The 23,875-nt window shown below is 55.0% G+C and carries 23 protein-coding genes; 5 read left to right on the top strand and 18 right to left on the bottom strand.

The features are described from left to right. The 5 genes from ubiB to udp all read right to left on the bottom strand — a co-directional run. Positions 1 to 1,312 (bottom strand): ubiquinone biosynthesis regulatory protein kinase UbiB (ubiB, locus tag AB7E14_RS04875; RefSeq protein ID WP_428169369.1); only part of this gene is annotated, 1,312 nt, incomplete at its 3' end. Beyond that, positions 1,309 to 1,914: a ubiquinone biosynthesis protein UbiJ gene (gene ubiJ / locus AB7E14_RS04870; protein WP_044327203.1), complete on the bottom strand. Its 606-nt coding sequence runs from the start codon at positions 1,912 to 1,914 to the stop codon at positions 1,309 to 1,311. The genes ubiB and ubiJ, both read right to left, overlap by 4 nt. A gap of 13 nt (positions 1,915 to 1,927) precedes the next feature. Next, complete coding sequence (gene ubiE, locus AB7E14_RS04865) at positions 1,928 to 2,683, bottom strand: bifunctional demethylmenaquinone methyltransferase/2-methoxy-6-polyprenyl-1,4-benzoquinol methylase UbiE (RefSeq protein WP_042326162.1); 756 nt, start codon at positions 2,681 to 2,683, stop codon at positions 1,928 to 1,930. Between the two features lie 94 nt (positions 2,684 to 2,777). After that, a complete protein-coding gene (rmuC, locus tag AB7E14_RS04860) occupies positions 2,778 to 4,205 on the bottom strand; it encodes a DNA recombination protein RmuC (RefSeq protein WP_044267347.1) in 1,428 nt (475 codons plus the stop codon). A 153-nt stretch (positions 4,206 to 4,358) separates the two neighbouring features. Continuing rightward, positions 4,359 to 5,120: a uridine phosphorylase gene (gene udp / locus AB7E14_RS04855; protein WP_042998824.1), complete on the bottom strand. Its 762-nt coding sequence runs from the start codon at positions 5,118 to 5,120 to the stop codon at positions 4,359 to 4,361. 260 nt (positions 5,121 to 5,380) lie between these two features. On the opposite strand from udp, the gene AB7E14_RS04850 reads away from it, so the two are divergent. Further along, on the top strand, positions 5,381 to 6,190 hold the full coding sequence (locus AB7E14_RS04850; RefSeq protein ID WP_316962859.1) for a dienelactone hydrolase family protein: 810 nt from the start codon (positions 5,381 to 5,383) through the stop codon (positions 6,188 to 6,190). Between the two features lie 66 nt (positions 6,191 to 6,256). On the opposite strand, the gene metE is transcribed toward AB7E14_RS04850, so the two are convergent. Then, positions 6,257 to 8,518: a 5-methyltetrahydropteroyltriglutamate--homocysteine S-methyltransferase gene (gene metE, locus AB7E14_RS04845; protein WP_316962860.1), complete on the bottom strand. Its 2,262-nt coding sequence runs from the start codon at positions 8,516 to 8,518 to the stop codon at positions 6,257 to 6,259. 235 nt (positions 8,519 to 8,753) lie between these two features. Here metE and metR point away from each other — a divergent pair, with 235 nt between their 5' ends. Then, entirely contained in the window at positions 8,754 to 9,707 is a 954-nt protein-coding gene (gene metR, locus AB7E14_RS04840) for an HTH-type transcriptional regulator MetR (protein WP_042998821.1), read from the top strand. Here the strand turns inward: metR and bioP are convergent. The 3 genes from bioP to pldB all read right to left on the bottom strand — a co-directional run bounded on the left by bioP (position 9,595) and on the right by pldB (position 12,406). Continuing rightward, entirely contained in the window at positions 9,595 to 10,494 is a 900-nt protein-coding gene (bioP, locus tag AB7E14_RS04835; RefSeq protein ID WP_042998820.1) for a biotin transporter, read from the bottom strand. The two genes, metR and bioP, sit on opposite strands and share 113 nt — an antisense overlap. Positions 10,495 to 10,574: 80 nt before the next feature. Continuing rightward, entirely contained in the window at positions 10,575 to 11,375 is an 801-nt protein-coding gene (gene yigL, locus AB7E14_RS04830) for a sugar/pyridoxal phosphate phosphatase YigL (protein WP_042998819.1), read from the bottom strand. Between the two features lie 8 nt (positions 11,376 to 11,383). Next, complete coding sequence (gene pldB / locus AB7E14_RS04825) at positions 11,384 to 12,406, bottom strand: lysophospholipase L2 (RefSeq protein WP_042998818.1); 1,023 nt, start codon at positions 12,404 to 12,406, stop codon at positions 11,384 to 11,386. Positions 12,407 to 12,642: 236 nt separating this feature from the next. Here pldB and rhtB point away from each other — a divergent pair, with 236 nt between their 5' ends. Continuing rightward, positions 12,643 to 13,263 carry a homoserine/homoserine lactone efflux protein gene (gene rhtB, locus AB7E14_RS04820; protein ID WP_042998817.1) on the top strand — a complete coding sequence of 207 codons (621 nt, stop codon included), beginning with the start codon at positions 12,643 to 12,645 and terminating at the stop codon, positions 13,261 to 13,263. Between the two features lie 42 nt (positions 13,264 to 13,305). Here the strand turns inward: rhtB and rhtC are convergent, their stop codons facing one another. The 3 genes from rhtC to pldA form a co-directional block, all read right to left on the bottom strand. Beyond that, positions 13,306 to 13,926, bottom strand: coding sequence for a threonine export protein RhtC (gene rhtC, locus AB7E14_RS04815; protein WP_042998816.1), 621 nt, complete (start codon positions 13,924 to 13,926; stop codon positions 13,306 to 13,308). A 66-nt stretch (positions 13,927 to 13,992) separates the two neighbouring features. Beyond that, complete coding sequence (gene recQ, locus AB7E14_RS04810; protein ID WP_316962861.1) at positions 13,993 to 15,822, bottom strand: ATP-dependent DNA helicase RecQ; 1,830 nt, start codon at positions 15,820 to 15,822, stop codon at positions 13,993 to 13,995. A gap of 84 nt (positions 15,823 to 15,906) precedes the next feature. Further along, on the bottom strand, positions 15,907 to 16,776 hold the full coding sequence (gene pldA / locus AB7E14_RS04805; protein WP_042998814.1) for a phospholipase A: 870 nt from the start codon (positions 16,774 to 16,776) through the stop codon (positions 15,907 to 15,909). A gap of 163 nt (positions 16,777 to 16,939) precedes the next feature. Here pldA and yigI point away from each other — a divergent pair, with 163 nt between their 5' ends. Beyond that, positions 16,940 to 17,407 carry an acyl-CoA thioesterase YigI gene (gene yigI / locus AB7E14_RS04800; RefSeq protein WP_042998813.1) on the top strand — a complete coding sequence of 156 codons (468 nt, stop codon included), beginning with the start codon at positions 16,940 to 16,942 and terminating at the stop codon, positions 17,405 to 17,407. A 43-nt stretch (positions 17,408 to 17,450) separates the two neighbouring features. Further along, positions 17,451 to 18,344 (top strand): EamA family transporter RarD, encoded by an 894-nt coding sequence (gene rarD / locus AB7E14_RS04795; protein ID WP_042998812.1) that lies wholly within the window; start codon positions 17,451 to 17,453, stop codon positions 18,342 to 18,344. Between the two features lie 90 nt (positions 18,345 to 18,434). On the opposite strand, the gene corA is transcribed toward rarD, so the two are convergent. The 6 genes from corA to AB7E14_RS04765 form a co-directional block, all read right to left on the bottom strand. Continuing rightward, on the bottom strand, positions 18,435 to 19,385 hold the full coding sequence (gene corA, locus AB7E14_RS04790) for a magnesium/cobalt transporter CorA (protein WP_042326126.1): 951 nt from the start codon (positions 19,383 to 19,385) through the stop codon (positions 18,435 to 18,437). A gap of 154 nt (positions 19,386 to 19,539) precedes the next feature. Continuing rightward, positions 19,540 to 19,596: a YsgD/CorL family protein gene (gene ysgD / locus AB7E14_RS04785; RefSeq protein ID WP_212723238.1), complete on the bottom strand. Its 57-nt coding sequence runs from the start codon at positions 19,594 to 19,596 to the stop codon at positions 19,540 to 19,542. Positions 19,597 to 19,744: 148 nt separating this feature from the next. Further along, positions 19,745 to 21,907 carry a DNA helicase II gene (gene uvrD, locus AB7E14_RS04780; RefSeq protein ID WP_044258300.1) on the bottom strand — a complete coding sequence of 721 codons (2,163 nt, stop codon included), beginning with the start codon at positions 21,905 to 21,907 and terminating at the stop codon, positions 19,745 to 19,747. 86 nt (positions 21,908 to 21,993) lie between these two features. After that, complete coding sequence (yigB, locus tag AB7E14_RS04775; RefSeq protein WP_042998810.1) at positions 21,994 to 22,710, bottom strand: 5-amino-6-(5-phospho-D-ribitylamino)uracil phosphatase YigB; 717 nt, start codon at positions 22,708 to 22,710, stop codon at positions 21,994 to 21,996. Continuing rightward, a complete protein-coding gene (xerC, locus tag AB7E14_RS04770) occupies positions 22,710 to 23,606 on the bottom strand; it encodes a tyrosine recombinase XerC (RefSeq protein WP_181627970.1) in 897 nt (298 codons plus the stop codon). Before xerC ends, yigB begins: the two co-directional genes overlap by 1 nt. Beyond that, the coding region (locus tag AB7E14_RS04765) for a DUF484 family protein (protein ID WP_428169368.1) at positions 23,603 to 23,875 on the bottom strand (273 nt) is incomplete at its 5' end. The genes AB7E14_RS04765 and xerC, both read right to left, overlap by 4 nt.

The following is a 23,875-nucleotide window of genomic DNA, read 5'->3' as shown; positions in this document are numbered from 1 at the left end:
TAATCCATGATTCCAGAAAAGGCTTCGCCGTTTTCCAGAGATCCAACTGCGGATACAGCTGACGTCCTACGCCCTCAACATACAGTAATGTCTTCTGCAACAATACCAGTTGAGGCTGCACTTCCATGTTAAATCGACGCGCCGTATTGAAAAGGTTTAACAAAACGTGACCAAACGAGATTTCTGCCAGCGGTTTCTCGAAGATAGGCTCGCATACGGTACGAATCGCAAACTCAAACTCTTCAACGTTGGTATCCGGCGGAACCCAGCCTGAATCAACATGCAGTTCCGCAACCTTGCGGTAATCACGATTAAAGAACGCGATAAAGTTCTCCGCCAGGTAACGCTTATCTTCCTTGTTTAAGGAGCCGACAATGCCGCAATCAATGCCAATATATTTCGGGTTTTCGGGGTGTTCATAACTGACAAAGATGTTTCCGGGATGCATATCCGCGTGGAAAAAGCTGTCGCGAAACACCTGAGTGAAGAAAACCTGCACGCCGCGCTCCGCCAGCAACTTCATGTTGGTGCCGTTTTTCTCCAGCGTCACCACATCGGAAACCGGGATGCCATAGATGCGTTCCATCACCATCATATTCTCACTGCAGTAGTCAGAATAAACTTCCGGGATGTAGAGCATGGGGCTGTCTTCAAAGTTTCGCCGTAGCTGAATGGCGTTGGCCGATTCGCGCAACAGGTTCAGCTCATCAATCAGTGTTTTTTCATATTCCCTCACCACTTCCGTCGGGCGCAGACGGCGACCGTCCGGTAGCAAGCGCGGCACCCAGCGGGCAAGACGATAAATCAGTCGTAGATCCGCTTTGATAACCGGCAGGATGTCAGGACGTATGACTTTGATGACGACCTCTTTGCCGTTCGATTTCAGTCTCGCCGTATGCACCTGAGCAATTGACGCCGACGCCAGCGGCTGAATCTCGAATTCATCAAACCAGGCTTCAACGGGCAGTCCGCCCATCGCTTCTTCGATTTGCGCTTTCGCCAGCTTGCCATCGAAGGGGGCGACTTTGTCCTGTAACAACGCCAGTTGATCGGCGATATGCGGAGGGAAGAGATCGCGGCGAGTTGAGAGCATTTGGCCAAACTTGATCCACACCGGCCCTAACTCCTGCAGAGCCAGTCTCAGTCGCTCTCCCAATAATTTGTCTTTATGCCGGTTTGGCATCCAGAACAGGCAGTAACGCCATAACCGCAGCGGCAGCGTGATCCGCATTTTGGGGATGAGTTCATCAAGTCCGTAACTTAAAAAAGTGCGAATGATGAAATACAGGCGCCGTACTTCACCTGGCGTCATTTAGCCTCCAGTTTTTCCAGCCGCCGGGTCAGCGCATCGACAGCGCGTTCCACCGCTGCCGTTTCTTCCGCGAACCAGGCAACCTCTAACGGTCCGGGTGCCATTCGCCACTCTTCCGTAATGGCTTCGGCAACATAACGCTGCTGACGTTGGATCCCGTGACGGAGAAATTTTGCCCCGCCGCGCAGGGCTTTGCTGATCCCTTCCGCCGCGATGTCGCCGGTATAAGGCGCCAGCAGTTCAGCAGGATCGAATTCCGCCAGGTCGGCAAGGGCAACGAAATTTTGCACAACCTGAATATCACCCTGCACTTCCAGTTCGCCACTGCGAATCAGCGCAGCCAGTTGCTGGCGGTCACGTAATTTTGGCAATACGCTGGCATGAGTGATCACCGTACAATCGGCCTCGCCAGCCCACTCGCCCAGCACGTCAACCTGGCGTTCGCTGAACAGCAGAATTAATGATGTCGAAAAGCCTTTTAGCTCTACACGCAGCACTTTTCCCAGCAGACGCGCTCGCGCCGTTTTCAACGCCGACGAACGATACAGGAATGAATTAAGCAAACTTTCCATTCCTGCAGTCACTAAGGGTTTAAAAGGCATCCCCGTTCTCCTGTCAGAACTTATAGCCGCGATGTAGCGCAACCACACCCGCTGTCAGGTTGTAATAGTCGACACTTTCGAACCCGGCGTCCTGCATCATCGCTTTCAAGGTGTCCTGATCGGGATGCATACGGATGGATTCCGCCAGATAGCGATAGCTGTCGGCATCATTGGCGACCATTGAACCGATACGCGGCAGGATATGGAACGAGTAGGCGTCGTACGCTTTGCTCAGTGGCTCGATAATCGGTTTAGAGAATTCCAGCACCAGCAGACGACCACCTGGCTTCAGGACACGGAACATCGAGCGCAGGGCTTTGTCTTTGTCCGTGACGTTACGCAAACCGAAGGAAATAGTGATGCAGTCAAACGTATTGTCCGGGAACGGCAGCGCTTCCGCATTGGCCTGAACATATTCTACGTTGCCAATCACGCCGATATTGCGCAGCTTCTCACGACCCATTTTGAGCATTGAGTCATTGATGTCAGCCAGAATCACCTTGCCGGTCTCCCCGACCAGACGGGAGAATTTAGCCGTCAGATCGCCGGTTCCCCCGGCTAAATCCAGTACTGTCTGACCACGGCGGACGCCGCTACAGTCGATGGTGAAGCGCTTCCACAAACGATGGATGCCAAAAGACATCAAATCATTCATAACATCATATTTTGATGCCACAGAATGAAAAACGTGGGCCACCATGTCCGCTTTATGCTCTTTAGCGACAGTCTGAAAACCAAAGTGCGTCGTTTCTTGTGAATTATCCACCATCTCAGTGCCTGCTCATCAAAAAATTGTTCGAGAAGTGTAACAGATTGGGGCGCATTGCCCTACCCTTCTGCCAGACCGGGTTACTCCGAACGGACTAATTCGATTGCTGCTTTATCCCGTCATCGTCGGAATAAGATGCATCTTCCTGCTCTTCAGGTACCGATCGCAACCGATACTCTTCATCCTGCGTTGTGGCCTGTTCCGCCAGTTCAGGGTTAATCTCGCGCTTAATTTCTACCCCTAAGCCGCGAAACGCTTCGGCCTGTGCCAGCACGTTGCCGCGCCCCGACGATAGCTTTTTCATCGCCTGACGATAGTTATCCTGCGCTTTGTCCAGACTCTGCCCGATGGAGGACATATCGTCGACAAACAGCCGCATCTTGTCATAGAGCTTACTCGCACGGTCCGCAATCTGTTGCGCATTACGGCTTTGATGTTCGTAACGCCAAAGATTCGCAATGGTTCGCAACGCCACCAGTAATGTCGTGGGACTGACCAGCATAATATTATTTTTAAGCGCTTCAGTAATCAGTTCGGGCTGTCGGTCGAGCGCTAACAGAAACGCGGGCTCCACCGGGATAAACATCAGCACGTAATCCAGCGTGCGCAGCCCCGGAAGCTGCTGGTAGTCCTTACGTCCCAACAGGCGAATATGGTTACGCACCGAAGCAATGTGTTCCTGAAGCGCGCTTTCGCGGGTGTAATCGTCTTCCGCATTAAAATAGCGCTCATAGGCCACCAGCGTCATTTTGGCGTCGATCACCACATCTTTTCCCTGCGGTAAACGTACAATTACGTCGGGCTGCATGCGGGAACGAACGTCATTCTCGATACTGACCTGCGTTTCGTATTCATAACCTTCACGCAGTCCGGATGCTTCCAGCACACGGGTGAGTACGACTTCGCCCCAGTTCCCCTGCGTTTTATTATCGCCTTTTAGTGCACGCGTCAGGTTGACCGCTTCCTGGGCCATTTGTGCATTAAGCTGTTGAAGATTGCGAATTTCATGCGCCAGGGTGTGACGTTCTCGCGCTTCCTGACCAAAGCTGTCCTGAACCTGGCGACGGAAACCGTCCAGTTGTTCACGCAGCGGCGTCAGCAGCCCATTCAGGCTCTGTCGGTTTTGCTCATCAACCCGGCGATTGCTTTGCTCAAAGATTCGGTTTGCCAGGTTTTCAAACTGTTCGCTCAGACGCTGCTCGCTGTTGATCATCTGGCGAATTTTATCTTCCGCATGCTGCTGTGTGGCTTCCATTCGCGTGGTCACTTCACGCAGATCCGCTTCCAGCGAGGTGTTAATGCTGCGCAGGCTACGTAATTCGTTATTGAGCAACTCGCACTCATCACGCCAGTGTTCACTTTGGGCAAGCTGTTGTTTGGCAGCACTTAATGCCGCAACCATCTCTTCACGTTCAGCGAATTGTTCGGCTTTCTGTTGCGCATGCTGATAGCTGGCTATAAGCCAGCCAAGCGCAATGCCCACCAGCGCAATAACCGCATAAATGATGATTGAGATATCCAAAATGCCTCCCGACGCCATACATCACCCGCACAAAATAGAATTGTGCTGTATAAACGTCCAGTTTTAAAGAACTTTCCTGCGAGGCGGTACGCAAATAATCGCGTAAAAGCAAAAGGCCGAACGCGTCGGCCTTTTTTACGGAAGAGAAGAGAATTAGATGAGACGACGTGCCGCTTCCACCACGATTTTCACCGCATGGCTTTCGGTTTGTTTCATCGTCTCCGCATTCGGGATCTCTTGCTGGGTACGGTTGACGATTACCCCCGCAACCATCCCGGCGCGCAGGCCCTGGCTTGCACACATGGTCAGCAGCGTGGCGGACTCCATTTCGTAGTTCATCACGCCCATTGACTGCCACTCTTCCATGGAGCCTTTGAAACGACGTACTACGCGACCGGAGAAAGTGTCGTAACGTTCCTGGCCTGGGTAGAAGGTGTCAGAAGATGCAGTTACGCCCACATGAGTAGTGGCACCGATGGATTTTGCCGCTTCAACCAGCGCGGTGGTGCATTCAAAGTCAGCGACTGCCGGATACTCCATCGGCGCAAAGTGCAGGCTCGCACCATCCAGACGAACGGACGCCGTGGTGACCAGAACATCGCCGACATTGATATGCGGCTGAATGGCCCCCGTGGTGCCAATACGCAGGAAAGTACGAATGCCCAACTGAGCCAATTCTTCCACCGCTATAGAAGTTGATGGGCCGCCGATACCGGTCGAGCAGACGATGACGGCTTTACCGTCCAGCTCTGCGCGCCAGGTAGTGAATTCACGGTGAGATGCCAGTTTAACTGGCTTCTCCATCAGCGCGGCGATCTTTTCTACACGTTCCGGATCGCCAGGGACGATAGCCAGCGTAGCCCCTTGTAAATCGTTCTTGGTGAGGCCGAGATGAAAAACGTCAGACCTGGACATATAAAACTCCTCTGTGATTCGGTTTTTGTCAGAAGAAGCAAAAAGACACTTTACCGAAGGACTTAAGATATTTTCGTGACAGTCATCACTATGATGTAATTAAGTTGCATTAATTTGCCTACAAAAAGTGATCAACATCACATCAATAGCCCGAATTTCTCTTTCTTTGCACAAAAAGCGAGCCGTTTGAGGCAGTGTGAATGGTTAAAGGCTGTCTATAGTTAATAGTGCGCTATTTTTCTAAGGGTACGGAGAATACCATGACATCAACACCACAAACCGGTTTTGCACCTGCAGCATCCCCTATTGCCTCTACCTCAGTGCATACCCCAGACGACGCCATCGTCGCGGGGTTAACGTCAATCCCTTCCCAGGGAGACGATATGCCGGCGTTTCACGCCCGGCCGAAAAAGAACGATGGCCCACTGCCTGTGGTCATTGTAGTGCAGGAAATCTTTGGCGTGCATGAACATATCCGCGACATCTGCCGTCGTCTGGCGCTGGACGGCTATTTGGCTATTGCGCCAGAACTCTACTTCCGCGAGGGCGATCCCAATGATTTCGCCGATATTCCCACGTTACTGAGCGGGCTGGTGGCGAAAGTGCCGGATTCTCAGGTTCTGGCCGATCTGGATCACGTCGCCAGTTGGGCGTCCCGCAACGGTGGCGATGTTCATCGTCTGATGATCACTGGCTTTTGTTGGGGCGGACGTATTACGTGGCTGTACGCGGCGCATAACCCGCAACTGAAAGCCGCTGTAGCCTGGTATGGGAAGTTGGTTGGCGATAAGTCGTTGAATTCGCCGAAACATCCTGTCGATGTGGCGACCGATCTGAACGCCCCGGTGCTGGGTCTGTACGGCGGTCAGGATAACAGTATTTCACAGGAGAGCGTGGAGACCATGCGCCAGGCCTTACGCGCCGCTAACGCCAATACGGAGATTGTCGTCTATCCCGATGCCGGCCATGCCTTCAATGCCGACTACCGCTCGAGCTATCACGAAGAATCAGCCAAAGACGGCTGGCAAAGAATGCTGGCGTGGTTTGCGCAGTACGGAAGTAAGAAATAACGCAGGTTTGAACCGCCACCCAACAACAGGCCCGGTGGCGACTTCGCCTTACCGGGCCCAGGAAGATCACGCCTGACGCAGATTCTGCGCGGCTTTCACCATGTTCGCCAGCGCGGCGCGGGTTTCCGACCAACCGCGGGTTTTCAGGCCGCAGTCCGGGTTTACCCACAGGCGTTCAGCCGGGATACGTTGTGCCGCTTTTTGCAACAGCGCCTCAATCCACTCTACGCTCGGGACATTCGGCGAGTGAATGTCATACACGCCCGGCCCGATTTCGTTCGGATAGTCGAACTCTTCGAACGACTCCAGCAGCTCCATGTCGGAACGTGAGGTTTCAATGGTGATCACGTCAGCATCCAGCGCGGCAATAGAATCCATGATGTCGTTAAACTCGCAGTAACACATGTGGGTGTGGATCTGGGTATCATCTTTCGCCACCGCCGCGTTGATGCGGAACGCTTCCACGCCCCACGCCAGATAAGCCGCCCAGTCGCTACGACGCAACGGCAGCCCTTCGCGCAGTGCGGGTTCATCAATCTGAATGATGCCAATGCCTGCCGCTTCCAGATCCGCCACCTCATCACGCAGTGCCAGCGCGATCTGTTTGGCGATGGTTTCGCGGGTGACGTCTTCACGCGGGAAGGACCAGCAGAGAATGGTCACCGGGCCGGTCAGCATGCCTTTTACCGGTTTGTCAGTCAGCGACTGAGCATACTTCGCCCATTCTACGGTGATCGCTTCCGGACGGCTGACGTCGCCGATCACCACCGGCGGTTTCACGCAGCGAGAGCCGTAACTCTGCACCCAGCCATTCTGGGTGAAAACAAAACCATCGAGGTGCTCACCGAAATATTCCACCATGTCGTTACGCTCGGCTTCACCGTGGACCAGCACGTCCAGGCCTAAGCGTTCCTGCTCAACAATCGCCTGCTTAATATGCTCCGCGATGCCAGTGCGATAGTTGTTAGCATCAAGCTGCCCTTTTTTGAAGTCCAGACGCAGGCCGCGGATTTCAGTAGTCTGCGGGAAAGAACCGATAGTGGTCGTCGGCCATGCAGGCAGGTTGAAGCGCGCACGCTGAGCCTCAGCGCGCACTTCGTACGGGTTCGCCCGCTGGCTGTCCTGCGCGGTGATGGCCGCCAGACGTTTTTCCACTGCTGCATTGTGCACACGGGTCGAGTGGCGACGCGCCTGAATCGGTGCGCTCCATTCGGCGATGGCGGCGGTATCGCCGCTGTTCAGCGCATCGCGCAGCAGCGTCAGTTCACCACACTTTTGCAGGGCGAAGGCAAACCAGCTCTTCACTTCCGCATCCAGACGCGTTTCAACGCTCAGGTCGATCGGGCTGTGCAGCAATGAGCAGGACGAGGCCACCCACAGATCGCGAAGGCCTACGATATCTTTAATCTGGGCATATTTTTCTGTCAGATCGGCACGCCAGACGTTGCGTCCATTGACCAGACCGGCAGACAGCAGCCAGTCAGACGGCAGGCGTTTGTGCAGCGCTGTCACGTCATCTTTACCGTGGACCAGGTCAACGTGGAGTCCCTGTACCGGCAGCGCGGCAATGGTATCAAGGTTAGGCGTCACACCTTCAAAGTAGGTGGTCAGCAGCAGTTTCACCTGCCCGGAAAGCGCATCGTAGGCCGGTTTGAAGGCGTTCAGCCACGTCTGCGGCAGTTCCAGCACCAGCGCGGGTTCGTCGATCTGCACCCACTCGATGCCGCGTTTTGCCAGTTCCGCCAGCACCTGCTGGTAAACCGGCAGAATGTCTTTCAGCAGGCTCAGGCGATCGAACGACTCGCCCTTTACTTTGCCCAGCCACAAATAAGTTACCGGGCCGAGCAGCACAGGTTTCACCTTGTGACCCAGCGCCAGCGCTTCGTCCACTTCATCCAGTAGTTGGGTCCAGGTCAGTTTGAACTGCTGACCTTTGACGAACTCCGGCACCATATAGTGATAGTTGGTGTTAAACCATTTGGTCATTTCTGCCGCCGCAGCCGGTTCGCCGGTCGGCGCACGACCGCGACCAATGCGGAACAGGGTGTCGATATCGACGGAACCATCTTTGTTCTGATGACGCACCGGGACGTTACCGAGCAGCAGGCTGGTGGTCAGAACATGGTCGTACCAGGCAAAATCGCCGACCGGCAGTAGATCGATACCGGCCTGCTTTTGCTGATCCCAGTGACGCGCCCGCAGTTCGCGGCCCACCGCCAGCAGTTCTTCACGGGTCACATTACCCGCCCAGTAGCCCTCTTGCGCTTTTTTCAGCTCGCGACGCAGGCCAACACGAGGGAAACCGAGGGTGTGATTCAGTATTGTCATTTTACTTCCTCTAATTATATGTAAATCCTATGGATTTTTAATTCAGGGAAGGTGGCAAGTTTACTCTTCCCCGGGAGCTTACATCAGTAAGTAACCAGGGCGGGGAAACGCAGCCAACGCACCATAAATTTAAAATACGAAGGATTTTGGACGTCTGGATGTTTACACATCCATATTTGACAGTTACTGTATATTCCTCAAGCGCAATTTGTTCATGCCGAAGTGAAGGACTTTCATGATCGAGATTAAACACCTGAAAACGCTCCAGGCGTTGCGGAATACCGGGTCACTGGCAGCCGCCGCGGCGACGCTGCATCAGACCCAATCCGCCCTGTCTCACCAGTTCAGCGATCTGGAACAGCGCCTTGGCTTTCGGCTATTCATACGTAAAAGTCAGCCGCTGCGTTTCACCCCACAGGGTGAGATCCTGTTGCAACTGGCCAGTCAGGTTCTGCCACAAATTAACCGCGCGTTGCAGGCCTGCAACGAACCACAACAAACCCGTCTGCGTATCGCCATTGAATGCCATAGCTGTATTCAGTGGCTGACCCCGGCGCTGGAAAACTTCCGCGCCAAATGGCCGCAGGTGGAGATGGATTTTAAATCCGGCGTGACGTTTGACCCCCAACCGGCGCTCCAGCAGGACGAGCTGGATCTGGTGATGACCTCTGACATTCTGCCGCGCAGCGGGCTGCATTATTCTCCGATGTTTGATTTTGAAGTTCGCCTGGTGCTGGCACCCGAGCATCCGCTGACCAGCAAAACGCAGATCACCCCGGAAGATTTAGCCAGCGAAACGCTGCTGATCTATCCGGTACAACGCAGTCGACTGGACGTCTGGCGTCATTTTCTGCAGCCCGCAGGGGTCAGCCCGTCACTGAAAAGCGTGGATAATACTCTGCTGTTGATTCAGATGGTGGCGGCAAACATGGGCATTGCTGCCCTGCCGCACTGGGTCGTGGAGAGTTTTGAACGCCAGGGCCTGGTGGTGACCAGAACCCTGGGAGAGGGCTTATGGAGCCGCCTGTACGCCGCCGTGCGTGACGGCGAGCAGCGCCAGCCGGTGACTGAGGCGTTTATTCGATCGGCGCGCAATCACGCCTGCGATCATCTGCCGTTTGTTCGGAGCGCGGAGCGACCCACTTTCGATGCACCCACAGTGAAGCCAATATCACCATCGCACCTGTAATAAAACTTGGCCAGTGAGGCTGTTGGTGCCAGATAGCCAGGTTGACCAGCAGCCCTGCGGGCACATGCATATTGTTCATAATACCCAGCGTCCCCGCATCAACCTGTGTCGCGCCGTAGTTCCACATAAAGTAGCCGATGCCTGAAGCGGCCACGCCCAGGAACACCAGAATTCCCCACTGGAGCGTGGTTTCCGGCATTTTCTGCGCATTGCCCAACATGAACCAGGCAACTACCGCCACCAGAAACGCGCCGATGTAAAACCATGCAAAGGCGTTATGCTGGGGCATCGGGCGCGTCTCCATCAGGCGTTTATAGCCCACCATCCCGATGGCAAAACTGATGTTGGAAAGCTGTACCAGCAGCAGACCAGTCCAGAAGTGATCGGTCACCTGGTCATAACGAATAATCCCTGCGCCAATCACCGCCAGCAGCGCGCTAAACGCATACCCCCAGCGCAGCCGCCGTTTACTCATCAGATCGTAAATCAGCGTGATATAGAGCGGCGTCAACACGGTAAACAACAGCAGTTCAGAGACAGTCAGATAGAGATAAGCGTGGAAACTCAGCATATACATGATGCCAAGCTGCATGGCTCCCACCAGCATATAAAGCCCGATAGTTTTCAGGCTGTGCCCGCGCGTACGCAGGAAAGGCAGGAATACCAGCGCCGCCAGACCGACCCGAACCAACACGGCAAAGTAGCTATCGACGTGCCCGGCAAGGTATTCCCCGAACAGGCTGAAGGAGAAAGCCCACAGGATCGTGGTAATGATCAGTAACGCCACAATGGATATCTCGTAGAATATGGAGTATCCATTGTAGCGGAGAGTTAAGTTGACAACTGATTAATTAATCAGCATTCATCTTAGCGTAAGAAGAGATCGCGCAGATAATGCGGCACCGCATCGTCGATATTAGAGCCGATCACTTCCAGTTCCGGATGCAGATCCTTCAGGCGTTGATGCGCCCCGGCCATAATGCAGCCTTTGCCTGCCATTGACAGCATTTCAGCGTCGTTCATCCCGTCGCCAAAGGCGATGCAGTCTTTGAGGCTGTAACCCATCGCGTTGGCGACCGCCTCCAGCGCATGGCCTTTTGACACGCCGCCCGCCATCACTTCCAGACAGGTGAGCGTGGAGAAGCTCACGTTCACCCGATCGCCCCAGCGCGCATTAATAGCCTGTTCCAGCGGCAGCAGGACGTCATGAGAATGACTGGTGAAGAACACTTTGCTGACGCCTTCCGGCTCCAGTAAACCCGGTTCAAACAGCGAGTAATGGAACACCGCCTCTTTGAAAAATCGCATTTCATCCGGACGATGGCGGTTCATAAACCATTCGTCATCGCGATAGACGTTAGTGATGATATCCGGGTTCGCGTTCACCACCCCAAACAGATCGCTGGCAATATCGCGGTCCAGATTATGGGTAAACACCAGATTGCCATCCATATCATGCACACGCGCGCCGTTGGAGGTAATCATATAGCACTTAATCTCCAGATTATCGCGAATCTGCCCCACATCGACATGATGTCGACCGGTCGCAAAGACAAAGTTAACGCCGCGTGCGGTCAGCAGCTTCAATGTCTCTTTCGCGTAGGGGGATAGGGTATGGTCGGGAGAAAGCAGTGTGCCATCTAAATCAGACGCAACAATCTGATACATATAAAAATTCAACCTCTGAGCAAAGCGGTTTCCGCTGATGAGTTATGCTTGTTGAAAAAATCAACGATAGCCTGAAGCGCAACTGAGCGCATAGCGTCCTTTTCAAAAAGGATCTCATGGTAAGCGCCTTTAATGACCAGCGGATGCCCCCCTTCGACAGGATGGCCCGCTGCGGCGCGGAGTTCACAAAAACGTTCGTGCATGCGGTTATCCACCACACGCTCTTCTTCGGCCTGAATCAGCAGAGTTGGCGTGGCGTCATCGCCCGCGCCTGCCAGCACCTGTTCAGCCGCCAGGATGCCTTCCCGTACCCAGTGAAAGGTCGGGCCGCCGACGCGCAGCTGCGGCTCATCGGCATAAAAACGTAAATTACGCCGATAGCGTTGTCGACTGTGCGTTAATAAATTCATGCCAAAGGGCAATGCCCGCCAGCGTCCGGTGCCGATCGCATACCCTTCCCGGATACGCTGATGACCTTCGGCCCAGTCGAGGATATGGCGTACCATCCAGTCCGGCAAACGCATCACAATACCAAACATTGGCGCGCAGAGCGCGATCGCATCGCACTGATGCGGATGGCGCTGCAAAAACAGCGTCGCAATCGCCCCGCCCATCGAGTGTGCCAGAATATAACGTTTACGCCACGGTCCCGGCTGCACTTCTTGTCCCCAGAACGCCGATAAATCATCAACATAGTCGTTGAAATTGTCGACATGACCGCGATTAGGATCCGATAGCATACGCCCGGAACGCCCCTGACCGCGATGGTCAATAATGAGGACATCAAAGCCCAGATGAAACAGGTCATACGCCAGTTCAGCGTACTTTACATAGCTTTCAATTCGCCCCGGACAGATGACAATGACACGATCGTTATGCGCTGCGCGAAACCGGACAAACCGCACCGGCACACGACCGACGCCGGTCAATTCCGCTTCCTCACGCTGACGCCAGAAGTCTGTCAGTGGCCCCATGGAAAAAGCCGCAAACGCGTTTTCTCTCGTTTCCCAGTCTTTTTGCTGCTGAAACATCGGGTATCCAGCCTCGTTTACCAGGTAAAAATCGTTTTTTTAGTCATGTCTGACACAACACCGCAACAGTAGCGTATTGTGGCATATACCCGTCATACTTCAAGCTGCAGATGCGTTGGCTTTCCTCGCTCATCCCCGTCATGTACTCCCTGTACGCGCCTGGGATTTCGCTGCGTCGCCGCCTTTGTGCAACTCGAATTATTTAGTGTATTTAAAGTGCAATCAGGGAGTTTCTCATGACTTTTGAATGGTGGTTCGCCTACCTGCTGACATCCATAATTTTGAGCCTTTCGCCCGGTTCCGGCGCCATCAATACCATGACGACTTCCCTTAATCACGGCTATCGCGGCGCAGTGGCGTCGATTGCCGGGTTACAGGCCGGACTGGGCATTCATATCGTGCTGGTCGGCGTCGGTCTGGGCACGCTGTTTTCACGCTCCGTCATCGCCTTTGAGGTGCTGAAATGGGCGGGCGCGGCCTATCTGATTTGGTTAGGCATCCAGCAATGGCGCGCCGCCGGTGCGATTGATCTGAATGCTATGGCCCAGACCCAGTCGCGCGGTCGCCTGTTTAAACGCGCCGTATTCGTGAACCTGACAAACCCTAAAAGCATCGTCTTCCTGGCGGCCCTTTTCCCCCAGTTCGTGATGCCAAAAGAACCCCAACTGATGCAGTACATCGTGCTCGGTGTAACCACTATTGCAGTCGACATCGTGGTGATGATCGGCTACGCCACGCTGGCGCAGCGTATCGCGTTGTGGATCAAAGGACCGAAACAGATGAAAGCGTTGAATAAAATCTTCGGTTCGCTGTTTATGCTGGTGGGGGCACTGCTGGCGTCGGCGCGCCACGCCTGACCGGTTGCCGGATAGCAACTGGCACGTATCCGGCACGAAGACTTAGCGCGAAATGATCAGATGGATACCGAATCCCGCGAACAACGCCCCAGCAAAACCGTCGATCCATTTCGCCATACGCTGGTAGCCACGACGCATTTTCGGCAGCGCAAACAGGCTGGCAACCACGGTAAACCACGCGAAAGTCTCAACGATAATCAGCACGAAAATCCCCCAACGCGCGGCAGTACCGACGCTGTCGCCGACAAACAGAGAAAAGACCGAACCGAAGTAGATGATGGCTTTCGGGTTAGCCAGGTTCGTCAATAACCCTTTCAGGAAACTGCGACCGCTTTGCGCCAGCTCAACCTGCGGCGTGGGTGCCGCGACATCCTGCTTTTTTAACGCGCCACGCAGCATCTGGTAGCCCATCCAGCACAGATACAGGCCGCCGCCGACCATGATAATAGTGTGTAACCAGGCCATTTTTTCAATGATCAGATGCAGGCCGAGCAGCGCGATGCCCGCCCAGACCATGACGCCACAGGTAATGCCCAGCACGCCCATCATCGCTTCTTTGCGCGAGCGGCTGACCGCCGTCTGCGAGACAAAAAAGAAATCCGGCCCTGGGCTCATCAGTGCCACAATGTGCACCATCGCCACGGTGAGAAATAACATTAACATGATGAAAATACTCGCGGGGGAAACAGTTCAGTGAGTCACCATCCTGGCACTTTTTTGCCCGGCTGACTACTCTTCGTCGTCACCATCGACGTGCGCGCGGATCAACGCCATAAACGCTTTACCGAAGCGTTCCAGTTTGCGCATTCCCACCCCGTTGACGCTGAGCATTTCGCTCGCGGAAACCGGCATCTGTTCCGCCATCTCGATCAGCGTGGCGTCGTTGAAGACGACGTATGGCGGGATATTCTCTTCATCAGCAATGGCTTTACGCAGCTTGCGCAGTTTAGCGAACAGTTTGCGATCGTAATTGCCGCCGAAAGATTTCTGCATGACGCGCGGTTTCAGGGCGACAATACGCGGCACTGCGAGTTGCAGGGCGACCTCGCCGCGCAGCAGCGGACGTGAAGCATCGGTGAGCTGTAGCGCGGAATGCTGGGCGATATTTTGCGTAACGAAGCCCAGGTGAATCAACTGGCGGATCACGCTCACCCAGTGCTCGTGACTCTGCTCGCGCCCCATACCGTACACCTTGAGTTTGTCGTGGCCGAGTTCGCGAATACGCTGGCTGTTAGCCCCGCGAATCACTTCCACCACGTAACCCATCCCAAAACGCTGGTTTACCCGACCAATGGTCGAGAGCGCAATCTGTGCGTCCTTCACGCCATCATACTGTTTTGGCGGATCAAGACAGATATCGCAGTTGCCGCACGGTTCCTGACGCCCTTCACCGAAGTAGTTAAGCAGCACCAGCCGACGACAGGTTTGCGCCTCGGCAAACGCGCCCATCGCGTTCAGCTTGTGCCGTTCGATATCCTGTAGCTGTCCCTGCGGTTTTTCTTCCAGGCAGCGGCGCAGCCACGCCATATCCGCCGGATCGTAAAACAGCATCGCCTCCGCGGGCAGGCCGTCTCGCCCGGCACGACCGGTCTCCTGGTAGTAGGACTCAATGTTGCGGGGAATATCGAAATGCACCACAAAACGCACGTTAGGTTTGTTGATGCCCATGCCAAAAGCGACGGTCGCCACCACGATTTGCAGGTCGTCGCGCTGGAATTTCTCCTGCACGTCGGCGCGGATGTGATTTTCCAGCCCTGCATGGTATGCCGCGGCGCTAATGCCCCGGCTTTGCAGACGCGCGGCGGTGTCCTCCACTTTCGCACGACTGTTACAGTAAATAATCCCGGATTTACCACGCTGTTCCTGCACGTAACGCATCAGTTGATCGAGCGGTTTAAACTTCTCCATCAGCATGTAGCGAATGTTCGGACGGTCAAAACTGCTGATCTGGATTAAGGGATCGTTCAGTCCCAGCAGACGAACAATATCCAGCCGTGTGGTTTCATCAGCGGTCGCGGTCAGCGCGACAAATGGCAGTGTGGGAAAACGCTGTCTGAGCTGGCCGAGTGCGGCATATTCCGGGCGGAAATCATGTCCCCACTGCGAGATACAGTGCGCTTCGTCCACGGCCAGTAGCAACGGATTCCAGTGCGCCAGGTGCTCAAGGAAGTTATCCAGCATCAGGCGTTCAGGAGCGATATACAGCAGACGGATTTGTCCGGTACGACACCCCGTCATCACTTCAAGCTGCTGCTCACGGGTTTGCGTCGAATTCAGACAAGCGGCCGCCACGCCGTTCGCCAGCAGTTGGTCGACCTGATCTTTCATCAGGGAAATCAGCGGCGAAACCACCACGGTCAGGCCGTTGAGCAGTAAGGCAGGGATTTGATAGCAGAGGGATTTTCCGCCCCCGGTCGGCATCACGACCAGGCAGTCGCGCCCCGAAACGACGGTGTCGATGATCGCTTCCTGACCCGGGCGAAACTGCTGGTAGCCAAAGGTTTCTTGCAAAACCTGCTTAGCTCCAGATTCCAGATTCAACACTTCCGCCTGCGCCACATTAACCCCGTTCGCTTAAATCAAAACAGGCGCTATTTTCAGCGCCTGAGGGAGAAACTGCAATGTTTAAAACACAATCATCGATCAGAAGATATCGTTGAGCATCACACCCACACCGACGCGCGTCTGATTAAAGTTATAGTCGATCAGCGATTCGCCATACCCGCTATATACCTGGGTATAGAGACGAATATGCTTCGTCATCGGATAACTCAGCCCCAGCTCCGCGCCGCCGTAACCGGTATTCCAGTTGTACTGGCCCTTCGCGCTCAGGACCGCATCGCCCAGGTGATAGCCGACCTTAAGCTGGTAATAGCCCATGTATTTGGTGATATCCGGGTTATCGTCGGTACTGCCGATGACGTACCACGGTTTAACCTCTACCAGCCAGTTGCCATTTTCCGCCATCAGGCGCGTGTAAAGACGGTTCCAGCTACGTGATGTCGGATCGGAACGCCCGTTCGAATCATGGTTGTACCCCATTTCCACGTCGCGCAGCGTCCATCCGGCAACGCGGTAATCGGTAGCAAAACCCAGGAACAGCTGCGGTTCATAGTTGGTTTCACGAAATGGTGACGACTCTTTTGTATTGGATAACTGCCACCAGGACTTCTGCGTATAAGAGGCGCCCAGAACCGAATTCGGCCCCATAATCCCACGCCAGATCGGAAACGCCAGGCTCAGCTGGAACTTCACTTCATCTTTGCGGGCATTTTCTGACCAGTTGTAGGAACTGATCGCTTCTTTGTTCATGTCGCTGGTATTGGTGTAGATCAGATAGTTCGTATCGTAGGGATAGAGCGTAAAAGGATTATCATGCTCCTGCAGCATATTGGCGATAATACTGCCCCGCACCGCCGGTGCATCATGAACCTCTTTCACCGTCGCCTCTTGCGCATACGCCGCCAGCGGCAGCAGTGCTGCTGGTAGCAACCAAGCCAGAATCGCCCGCATTCTTGTTGTTCTCCTGAACGAAAGATTTTTGATTTGTCTATTATTCTGCCAACCATTTTACATATTTACACACATCCTCGTTAGTTATCCCGTCTTAAAGTGGAAAACAACATTTAAGAAGCATAACATCAACATTTCATTAACCATGGAGTGTTGGAATCGTATGTCTGCCGTACTGACTGCTGAACAAGTCCTGAAGCTTGTGGGCGAAATGTTTGTCTACCACATGCCGTTCAACCGGGCGCTGGGCCTGGAACTGGAACGCTATGAGAAAGAGTTTGCCCAACTGGCGTTTAATAATCAGCCGATGATGGTGGGAAACTGGGCGCAAAGCATACTGCATGGCGGGGTGATCGCCTCTGCGCTGGACGTGGCTGCCGGGCTGGTGTGTGTCGGCAGTACTCTGACGCGCCATGAAACCATCAGTGAAGACGAACTGCGCCAGCGGCTGTCTCGCATGGGGACCATCGATCTGCGCGTAGACTACCTGCGTCCGGGTCGGGGCAATCGCTTTACCGCCACCAGCAGTCTGCTGCGCGCGGGGAATAAAGTCGCCGTCGCGCGTGTGGAATTACACAACGAAGAGCAGCTTTATATTGCCAGCGCCACCGCCACTTATATGGTGGGGTAAAAACAGGTAAACTGTTGTTACATTTCAGACATGAGTTTTCCCGATGGATGCAAAACAAACGCGGCTGGGCGTGTTACTCGCGCTTGCCGCCTATTTTATTTGGGGGATCGCTCCGGCGTACTTCAAGCTAATTTATTATGTTCCCGCAGATGAAATCCTGACCCATCGCGTGATCTGGTCGTTTTTCTTTATGGTGGCGCTGATCAGCATTAGCCGACAGTGGTCGAGCGTAAAAGCGCTGCTGAAAACACCGAAAAAGATCTTCCTGTTGGCGCTCTCGGCGGTACTCGTGGGGGGCAACTGGCTGTTGTTTATCTGGGCGGTAAACAACCACCATATGCTGGAAGCCAGCCTGGGTTATTTTATCAACCCGCTGGTGAACATTGTGCTGGGAATGCTTTTCCTCGGTGAACGCTTCCGTCGGATGCAGTGGCTGGCGGTAATTCTGGCGACCTGTGGCGTTCTGGTGCAGCTCTGGACCTTCGGTTCACTGCCCGTCATCGCGCTGGGACTGGCGTTCAGCTTTGCCTTTTACGGTCTGGTACGCAAAAAAATCGCCGTTGAAGCGCAAACCGGGATGCTGGTGGAAACTTTGTGGCTGTTGCCTGTTGCCGCCATCTACCTGTTCGGTATCGCCGACAGCTCAACCAGCCATATGGGGCAGAACCCGATGTCGCTCAACCTGCTGCTGATTGCCGCCGGGGTGGTGACCACGGTTCCGCTGCTGTGCTTTACCGGTGCGGCGACACGCCTGCGCCTTTCTACGCTGGGTTTCTTCCAGTACATCGGCCCGACGCTGATGTTCCTGCTGGCCGTCACGTTCTACGGTGAAGTGCCGGGCGCGGATAAAATGGTGACATTTGCCTTTATCTGGGTCGCGCTGGCGATCTTCGTGACGGATGCGATTTATACGCAGAGACGGGGACGTCGGAGTTAGGGGGGTGCCGGATGGCGGCTGTGCCTTATCCGGCCTATGATGATGTACTTTCTGTAAGCCGGATAAGCGAAGCGCCATCCGGCATGACCATTACAGCCAGTTCTTCCGTTTAAAGTACAGATACGGTGCCAGACCGGCGAGCAGCATAAAGATAATCGCGCCCGGGTAGCCAAAGCTCCACTTCAGTTCAGGCATAAACTCAAAGTTCATCCCATAGCTGGAGGCCACCAGCGTCGGCGGCAGGAAAACCACGGAAACCACCGAGAAGATCTTGATGATGCGGTTCTGCTCGATGTTGATAAAGCCCATCGCCGCCTGCATCAGGAAGTTCACTTTCTGGAACAGGGATTCATTGTGCGGCAGCAGGGATTCGATATCTCGCAGGATCTCGCGCGCCTGTTCCAGTTGTCCGCCCGGTAAACGCGCCTTGCGGACCAGGAAGTTCAGCGCACGCTGGGTATCCATCAGACACAGGCGGACTTTCCAGCCGATATCTTCCAGTTCTGCCAGCGTCGAGAGGGCTTCATCGTACTCATCGCCCTGGTGCCCTTCCATAATCACCCGACTCAGCTCTTCCAGATCGCTGTAGATGTTTTCGATTTCATCCGCCAGCTGTTCGATTTTGGTTTCGAACAGATCCAGCAGCAGTTCATAGGCGTTACCGTCAACCATGGCCTGGCTGCGGGCGCGCATACGATACAAACGAAACGCGGGCAGCTCACGTTCACGCAGGGTAAACAGGCGACCATCGCGGATGGTGAATGCCACAGTGGAGTTACCCGCGTGGTCTTCTGCATCTTCGAAGAAGAAAAAGGAGTGGATGTGCAGACCGTCTTCGTCTTCGAAGAAACGGGCGGATGCTTCGATGTCTTCCAGTTCAGGACGGGTCGCCAGGCTCTGGCCCAGCTCAGATTGTACGCGCAGTCGCTCGTCGTCGTCGGGCTCGACCAGGTCGACCCAGACGGCATCAATCAGGGTTTGTGACTCTTCGACTTCCAGCCGGGTGAGTCGGTTATTTTCCAGTTGAAATGCGCTCAGCATGACCGGGACTCCCAATGCTTAAAAATATCGGACAGTTCGGTGGGCACACAGAAACAAATTGGGTTTCAGACCATTAAACAGCCTGACTCAGCGCGACGGGAAAAAAGAGAAGGTCGCTGACAACCGCTAAGGCTATCAGCAAAAAGGGATAGCCTTAGGAGTTGATCCTGGATGACAGGATAATGAGCCAGTATCTACTGGGTGTGTCCAAGGCGAATGTCCTCTTAGCGTAATCGTGCGCGCATGTTACGCCAGCAAAAATTTGCCGTCAACACGCAACGAAACGCGAAAAAGTAATAATTTCCCCTTATGCAGAAAGGTTAGCAGAGGGGGAAATTAAAGTGATAGTTATCTATAAGTTAGACCGTTTCTAACTTCGCATACGCAGCAACGAGCCATTTAATTCCCTGTCCCTGGAAAGCCACCTGCAACCGGCTGTGTTCGCCGCTGCCCTCCAGATTCACAATGGTGCCCTCGCCGAACTTAGCATGGCGCACACGCTGGCCCAGCTTGTAACCGGTGTCGTTTTCCGCCATCGGCGTCCCCATCCGCTGATGGCTCACCGGACGGCTGATCGTTGCACGCAGACGGACCTCTTCAACGCACGCTTCCGGCAACTCACCGATGAAGCGCGACGGACGGTGATACACCTCTTTGCCATACAAGCGACGCGTTTCGGCATAGGTTAGGGTCAGTTTCTGCATCGCACGGGTCACGCCGACATAGGCCAGACGACGCTCTTCTTCAAGGCGTCCGCCCTCATCCAGTGACATCTGGCTGGGGAACATCCCCTCTTCCATCCCAACGATAAACACCTGCGGGAACTCCAGCCCTTTCGCCGAGTGCAACGTCATGAGCTGTACCGCATCCTGCCAGGTATCCGCCTGCCCTTCGCCCGCTTCCAGCGCCGCATGGGAGAGAAAGGCCTGCAACGGCATCAGATCTTCGTCTTCGTCGTTGTAACTGAACTGGCGCGTCGCCGTCACCAGTTCCTCTAAGTTCTCGATGCGGGTCTGACCTTTCTCGCCTTTCTCCTGCTCGTACATCATGCGCAAGCCGGAATCTTTAATCACCCGGTCAGTCTGCACGTGCAGCGGCATATCTGCCGTTTCCTGCGCCAGTGCGTCAATGAGTTCCATAAAGCGTTGCAGCGCACTGGCGGCACGACCGGCCAGCGCTTTTTCCTGCAACAGCTCGCGGCACGCCTGCCACAGCGTGAGCTGGCGATCGCGTGACGTCTGGCGCACCACGTCCAGCGTCCGATCGCCAATCCCGCGCGTCGGGGTATTCACCACACGTTCAAAGGCGGCGTCATCATTGCGGTTCGCAATCAGGCGCAGATAAGAGAGCGCATCTTTGATTTCCTGACGCTCGAAGAAGCGCATGCCGCCGTATATGCGGTACGGCATACTGGCCTGTAGCAGCGCCTCTTCCAGCACACGCGACTGGGCGTTACTGCGGTAGAGAATAGCGCACTGTTCCAGCGCGCCACCGTTGTCCTGCCAGGTTTTGATCCGGTTGACGACAAAGCGCGCTTCATCCAGCTCGTTAAACGCGCAGTAGAGTGAAATGGGCTCGCCTTCGACGCCATCGGTCCACAGCTTTTTACCCAGACGCCCATTGTTGTTCTCGATCAGAGCGTTCGCCGCGCTGAGAATATTACTGGTTGAGCGGTAGTTCTGCTCAAGACGGATGGTTTGCGCACCGGGGAAGTCGTTCAGGAAGCGCTGGATGTTTTCTACCTGCGCGCCGCGCCAGCCGTAGATCGACTGGTCGTCATCGCCCACGATCATCACTTTGCCGGTATCGCCAGCCAGCAGACGGATCCAGGCATACTGGATGTTGTTGGTATCCTGGAATTCGTCCACCAGGATATTCGTGAAACGTTCGCGGTAGTGCTGAAGAATATGCGGTTTGTTGAGCCACAGCTCATGCGCGCGCAGCAGTAGTTCGGCAAAATCCACCAGCCCCGCACGATCGCACGCTTCCTGATAGGCCTGATACACCTTCTGCCAGGTCTGCTCAATCGGGTTACCGAAACTCTGAATATGATGTGGGCGCAGACCTTCGTCTTTCTGTCCGTTGATGTACCACATCGCCTGACGCGCCGGCCACTGCTTCTCGTCGAGGTTCATCGCCTTAATCAGACGCTTGAGCAGACGCAACTGGTCTTCGCTGTCGAGGATCTGAAAATCCTGCGGCAAATTCGCATCCATGTGATGCGCGCGCAGCAATCGGTGCGCCAGACCGTGGAAAGTGCCGACCCACATGCCGCCCTGGCTGGTGCCCATAATCTGGCCGATACGGTGACGCATCTCCGCCGCCGCTTTATTGGTAAAGGTTACCGCCATAATCGAATACGGCGAGTTATTTTCTACCGTCAGCAGCCAGGCGATACGGTGTACCAGTACGCGTGTCTTACCGCTCCCTGCCCCCGCGAGAACCAGCATGTTGCTACGTGGCGCGGCCACCGCTTCGCGCTGTTTATCATTGAGGCTGTCGAGCAGATAAGAAACGTCCATTGGCACCGCCGCATTAAAAGAAGTAGGGCGGATAAGCGTCGCGCCATCCGCCAAAAAGCTGTGTATTTATACAGAACTGCTGGTGATTATATCAGCGAGGTCAGAGATGCCAACTGTGAAATCTCAATATGTGGCAGTAAGCGGCTGTCAAAAGTGTGCATCAGGTCGGCATTTTCCGGTTTAATCCAGCAGGCCTGCAACCCACTGCGGATCGCCCCGGCAACGTCGGTCGTCAGATCGTCGCCCACGTGCAGGATCTCGCCGATCGGCACAGTTAACTTTTCCGCCGCCAGGAAGTACATATCACTGAACGGCTTTGAGCGTCCGTCCGGACCGGCGCGCAGCACAAATTCGAAATAGTCGCCGAGGCCGAACAGCTCCGGCTGCGCGTTGCCGTTGGTGATCGCCACCAGCGGCCACTTTCTCGCTAACGCTTTCAGCGTGTCGTGCGTCTCTTGCGGGACATCGACCTGACTGCGCCACTTCGCAAAGTTCATCATCGCGGCATTCGCCCCCGCAACCGCCTCCTGCGCGGAGAGTCCGGCGTTTAGCATGGCACGCTCGACGGCGCGATGACGCCAGCGGGTGACATCGTGGTAAATTTCCGGCTCCGCTTCCCGTACCGCCTGACGCAAGCGTTGCAGATCAGTATTTTGCAGCGTGCGTAGCGCCGGATGGTAGTTTTGCACAAAGGCGAGCGCTTCCTGTTCGGTGCGCTGGATAACCGGGCGGTTATCGTAAAGAGTGTCATCGAGATCGAACGTGATCGCCGAGATGGGTCCTGGAGACCGGTAAAAACGCATTATTTCCCCCGTTTGGCGCGTGGATGCGCCGCATCGTACACCGAGGCCAGGTGTTGAAAATCAAGATGAGTATAGATTTGCGTGGTCGAGAGGTTGGCGTGTCCCAGCAGTTCCTGCACGCCTCGCAGGTCACCGCTCGATTCCAGCATATGCGTGGCAAACGAGTGGCGCAGCTTATGCGGATGCACGTGGCTGTTTAACCCCTGCTTAATGCCCCACTCGGCAAAACGCTTTTGCACGTTGCGCGCGGAAATACGGTTGCCCAGCTTCGACAGGAACAGCGCGTCTTCCTCGCTGCCAAACAACCCGCGCAGATCCAGCCAGTGCTCAATCCACACCACCGCATTGCGACCAATGGGCAGGCGACGCTCTTTGCTGCCTTTCCCCATCACCCACACTTCACCGCTGTCGAGATCCAGATGTTTGATGTCCAGCCCCACCAGCTCCGACAAACGCAGACCCGCACCGTACATCACCTCCAGCATCGCACGGTCGCGCACGGCGAGCGGATCGTTAAGGTCGATATCCAACAAACGGTTCACATCATCAACATCGATATTTTTCGGCAAATGGCGCGGCGCTTTGGGTGCCTGTACCCCTTTCGCCGGATTGGCTTTCAGCTTGCCTTCGCTAACCATCCAGTCGAAGAAGCTGCGCAGAGCAGAGAGGCGTAGCGCGAGACTCGCAGGGCCAAGTCCTTTACGGCGGCTGCGCACCGCAAAACTGCGCACCATTGCAGCGTCACATTGTTGCCAGCTTTGCAGTCCGGTTTCTCCGGCTAAAGCGATGATGGCATCAAGCTGACGCTGATAGTTTTTCAGCGTGATGGGGCTAAGCTGGCGTTCTACGCCCAGATAGCGCAGAAATCGGGTGACATCGGTGGCAAAGTCCGTCATACGCGTTCAACCCAGCGCTCCAGCAGATCCGGCATCATCAGCGCGATTTCATGCAGGAGTTGCGTTCCCTGGCCTGCCTGATAGTGATGCGTGTCGCGGCTGCTGAACAAAATGACGCCCAAATCGCCGTCACGTCCCAGCATCGACATCGCCACCGAACCAATCGCCTTCGCCTCCGGCAACACCACAAGCAATTCCGGACCGTTTAAGGTGCCCAGATAGTGCTGCTCCTGCCCAAGCCGCTGATTACGCAGCGGTTCGAAGGCCTG

This window comes from Citrobacter sp., from assembly GCF_050252275.1.
In the GTDB taxonomy this organism is placed as follows: Bacteria; Pseudomonadota; Gammaproteobacteria; order Enterobacterales; family Enterobacteriaceae; genus Citrobacter_A; species Citrobacter_A amalonaticus.
Note: the sequence above shows the minus strand (reverse complement) of the source record. Positions and strands in the feature narration are given on the sequence as shown.

Coding starts and splice junctions, on each gene's coding strand:
- pldB (WP_042998818.1), bottom strand. CDS start 12,406: ATGTTTCAGCAGCAAAAAGACTGGGAAACGAGAGAAAACGCGTTTGCG.
- yigI (WP_042998813.1), top strand. CDS start 16,940: ATGTCTGCCGTACTGACTGCTGAACAAGTCCTGAAGCTTGTGGGCGAA.
- udp (WP_042998824.1), bottom strand. CDS start 5,120: ATGTCCAGGTCTGACGTTTTTCATCTCGGCCTCACCAAGAACGATTTA.
- uvrD (WP_044258300.1), bottom strand. CDS start 21,907: ATGGACGTTTCTTATCTGCTCGACAGCCTCAATGATAAACAGCGCGAA.
- metR (WP_042998821.1), top strand. CDS start 8,754: ATGATCGAGATTAAACACCTGAAAACGCTCCAGGCGTTGCGGAATACC.
- yigB (WP_042998810.1), bottom strand. CDS start 22,710: ATGCGTTTTTACCGGTCTCCAGGACCCATCTCGGCGATCACGTTCGAT.
- pldA (WP_042998814.1), bottom strand. CDS start 16,776: ATGCGGGCGATTCTGGCTTGGTTGCTACCAGCAGCACTGCTGCCGCTG.
- xerC (WP_181627970.1), bottom strand. CDS start 23,606: ATGACGGACTTTGCCACCGATGTCACCCGATTTCTGCGCTATCTGGGC.
- ubiE (WP_042326162.1), bottom strand. CDS start 2,683: ATGGTGGATAATTCACAAGAAACGACGCACTTTGGTTTTCAGACTGTC.
- metE (WP_316962860.1), bottom strand. CDS start 8,518: ATGACAATACTGAATCACACCCTCGGTTTCCCTCGTGTTGGCCTGCGT.
- yigL (WP_042998819.1), bottom strand. CDS start 11,375: ATGTATCAGATTGTTGCGTCTGATTTAGATGGCACACTGCTTTCTCCC.
- corA (WP_042326126.1), bottom strand. CDS start 19,385: ATGCTGAGCGCATTTCAACTGGAAAATAACCGACTCACCCGGCTGGAA.
- rarD (WP_042998812.1), top strand. CDS start 17,451: ATGGATGCAAAACAAACGCGGCTGGGCGTGTTACTCGCGCTTGCCGCC.
- rhtB (WP_042998817.1), top strand. CDS start 12,643: ATGACTTTTGAATGGTGGTTCGCCTACCTGCTGACATCCATAATTTTG.
- AB7E14_RS04850 (WP_316962859.1), top strand. CDS start 5,381: ATGACATCAACACCACAAACCGGTTTTGCACCTGCAGCATCCCCTATT.
- rhtC (WP_042998816.1), bottom strand. CDS start 13,926: ATGTTAATGTTATTTCTCACCGTGGCGATGGTGCACATTGTGGCACTG.
- ubiJ (WP_044327203.1), bottom strand. CDS start 1,914: ATGCCTTTTAAACCCTTAGTGACTGCAGGAATGGAAAGTTTGCTTAAT.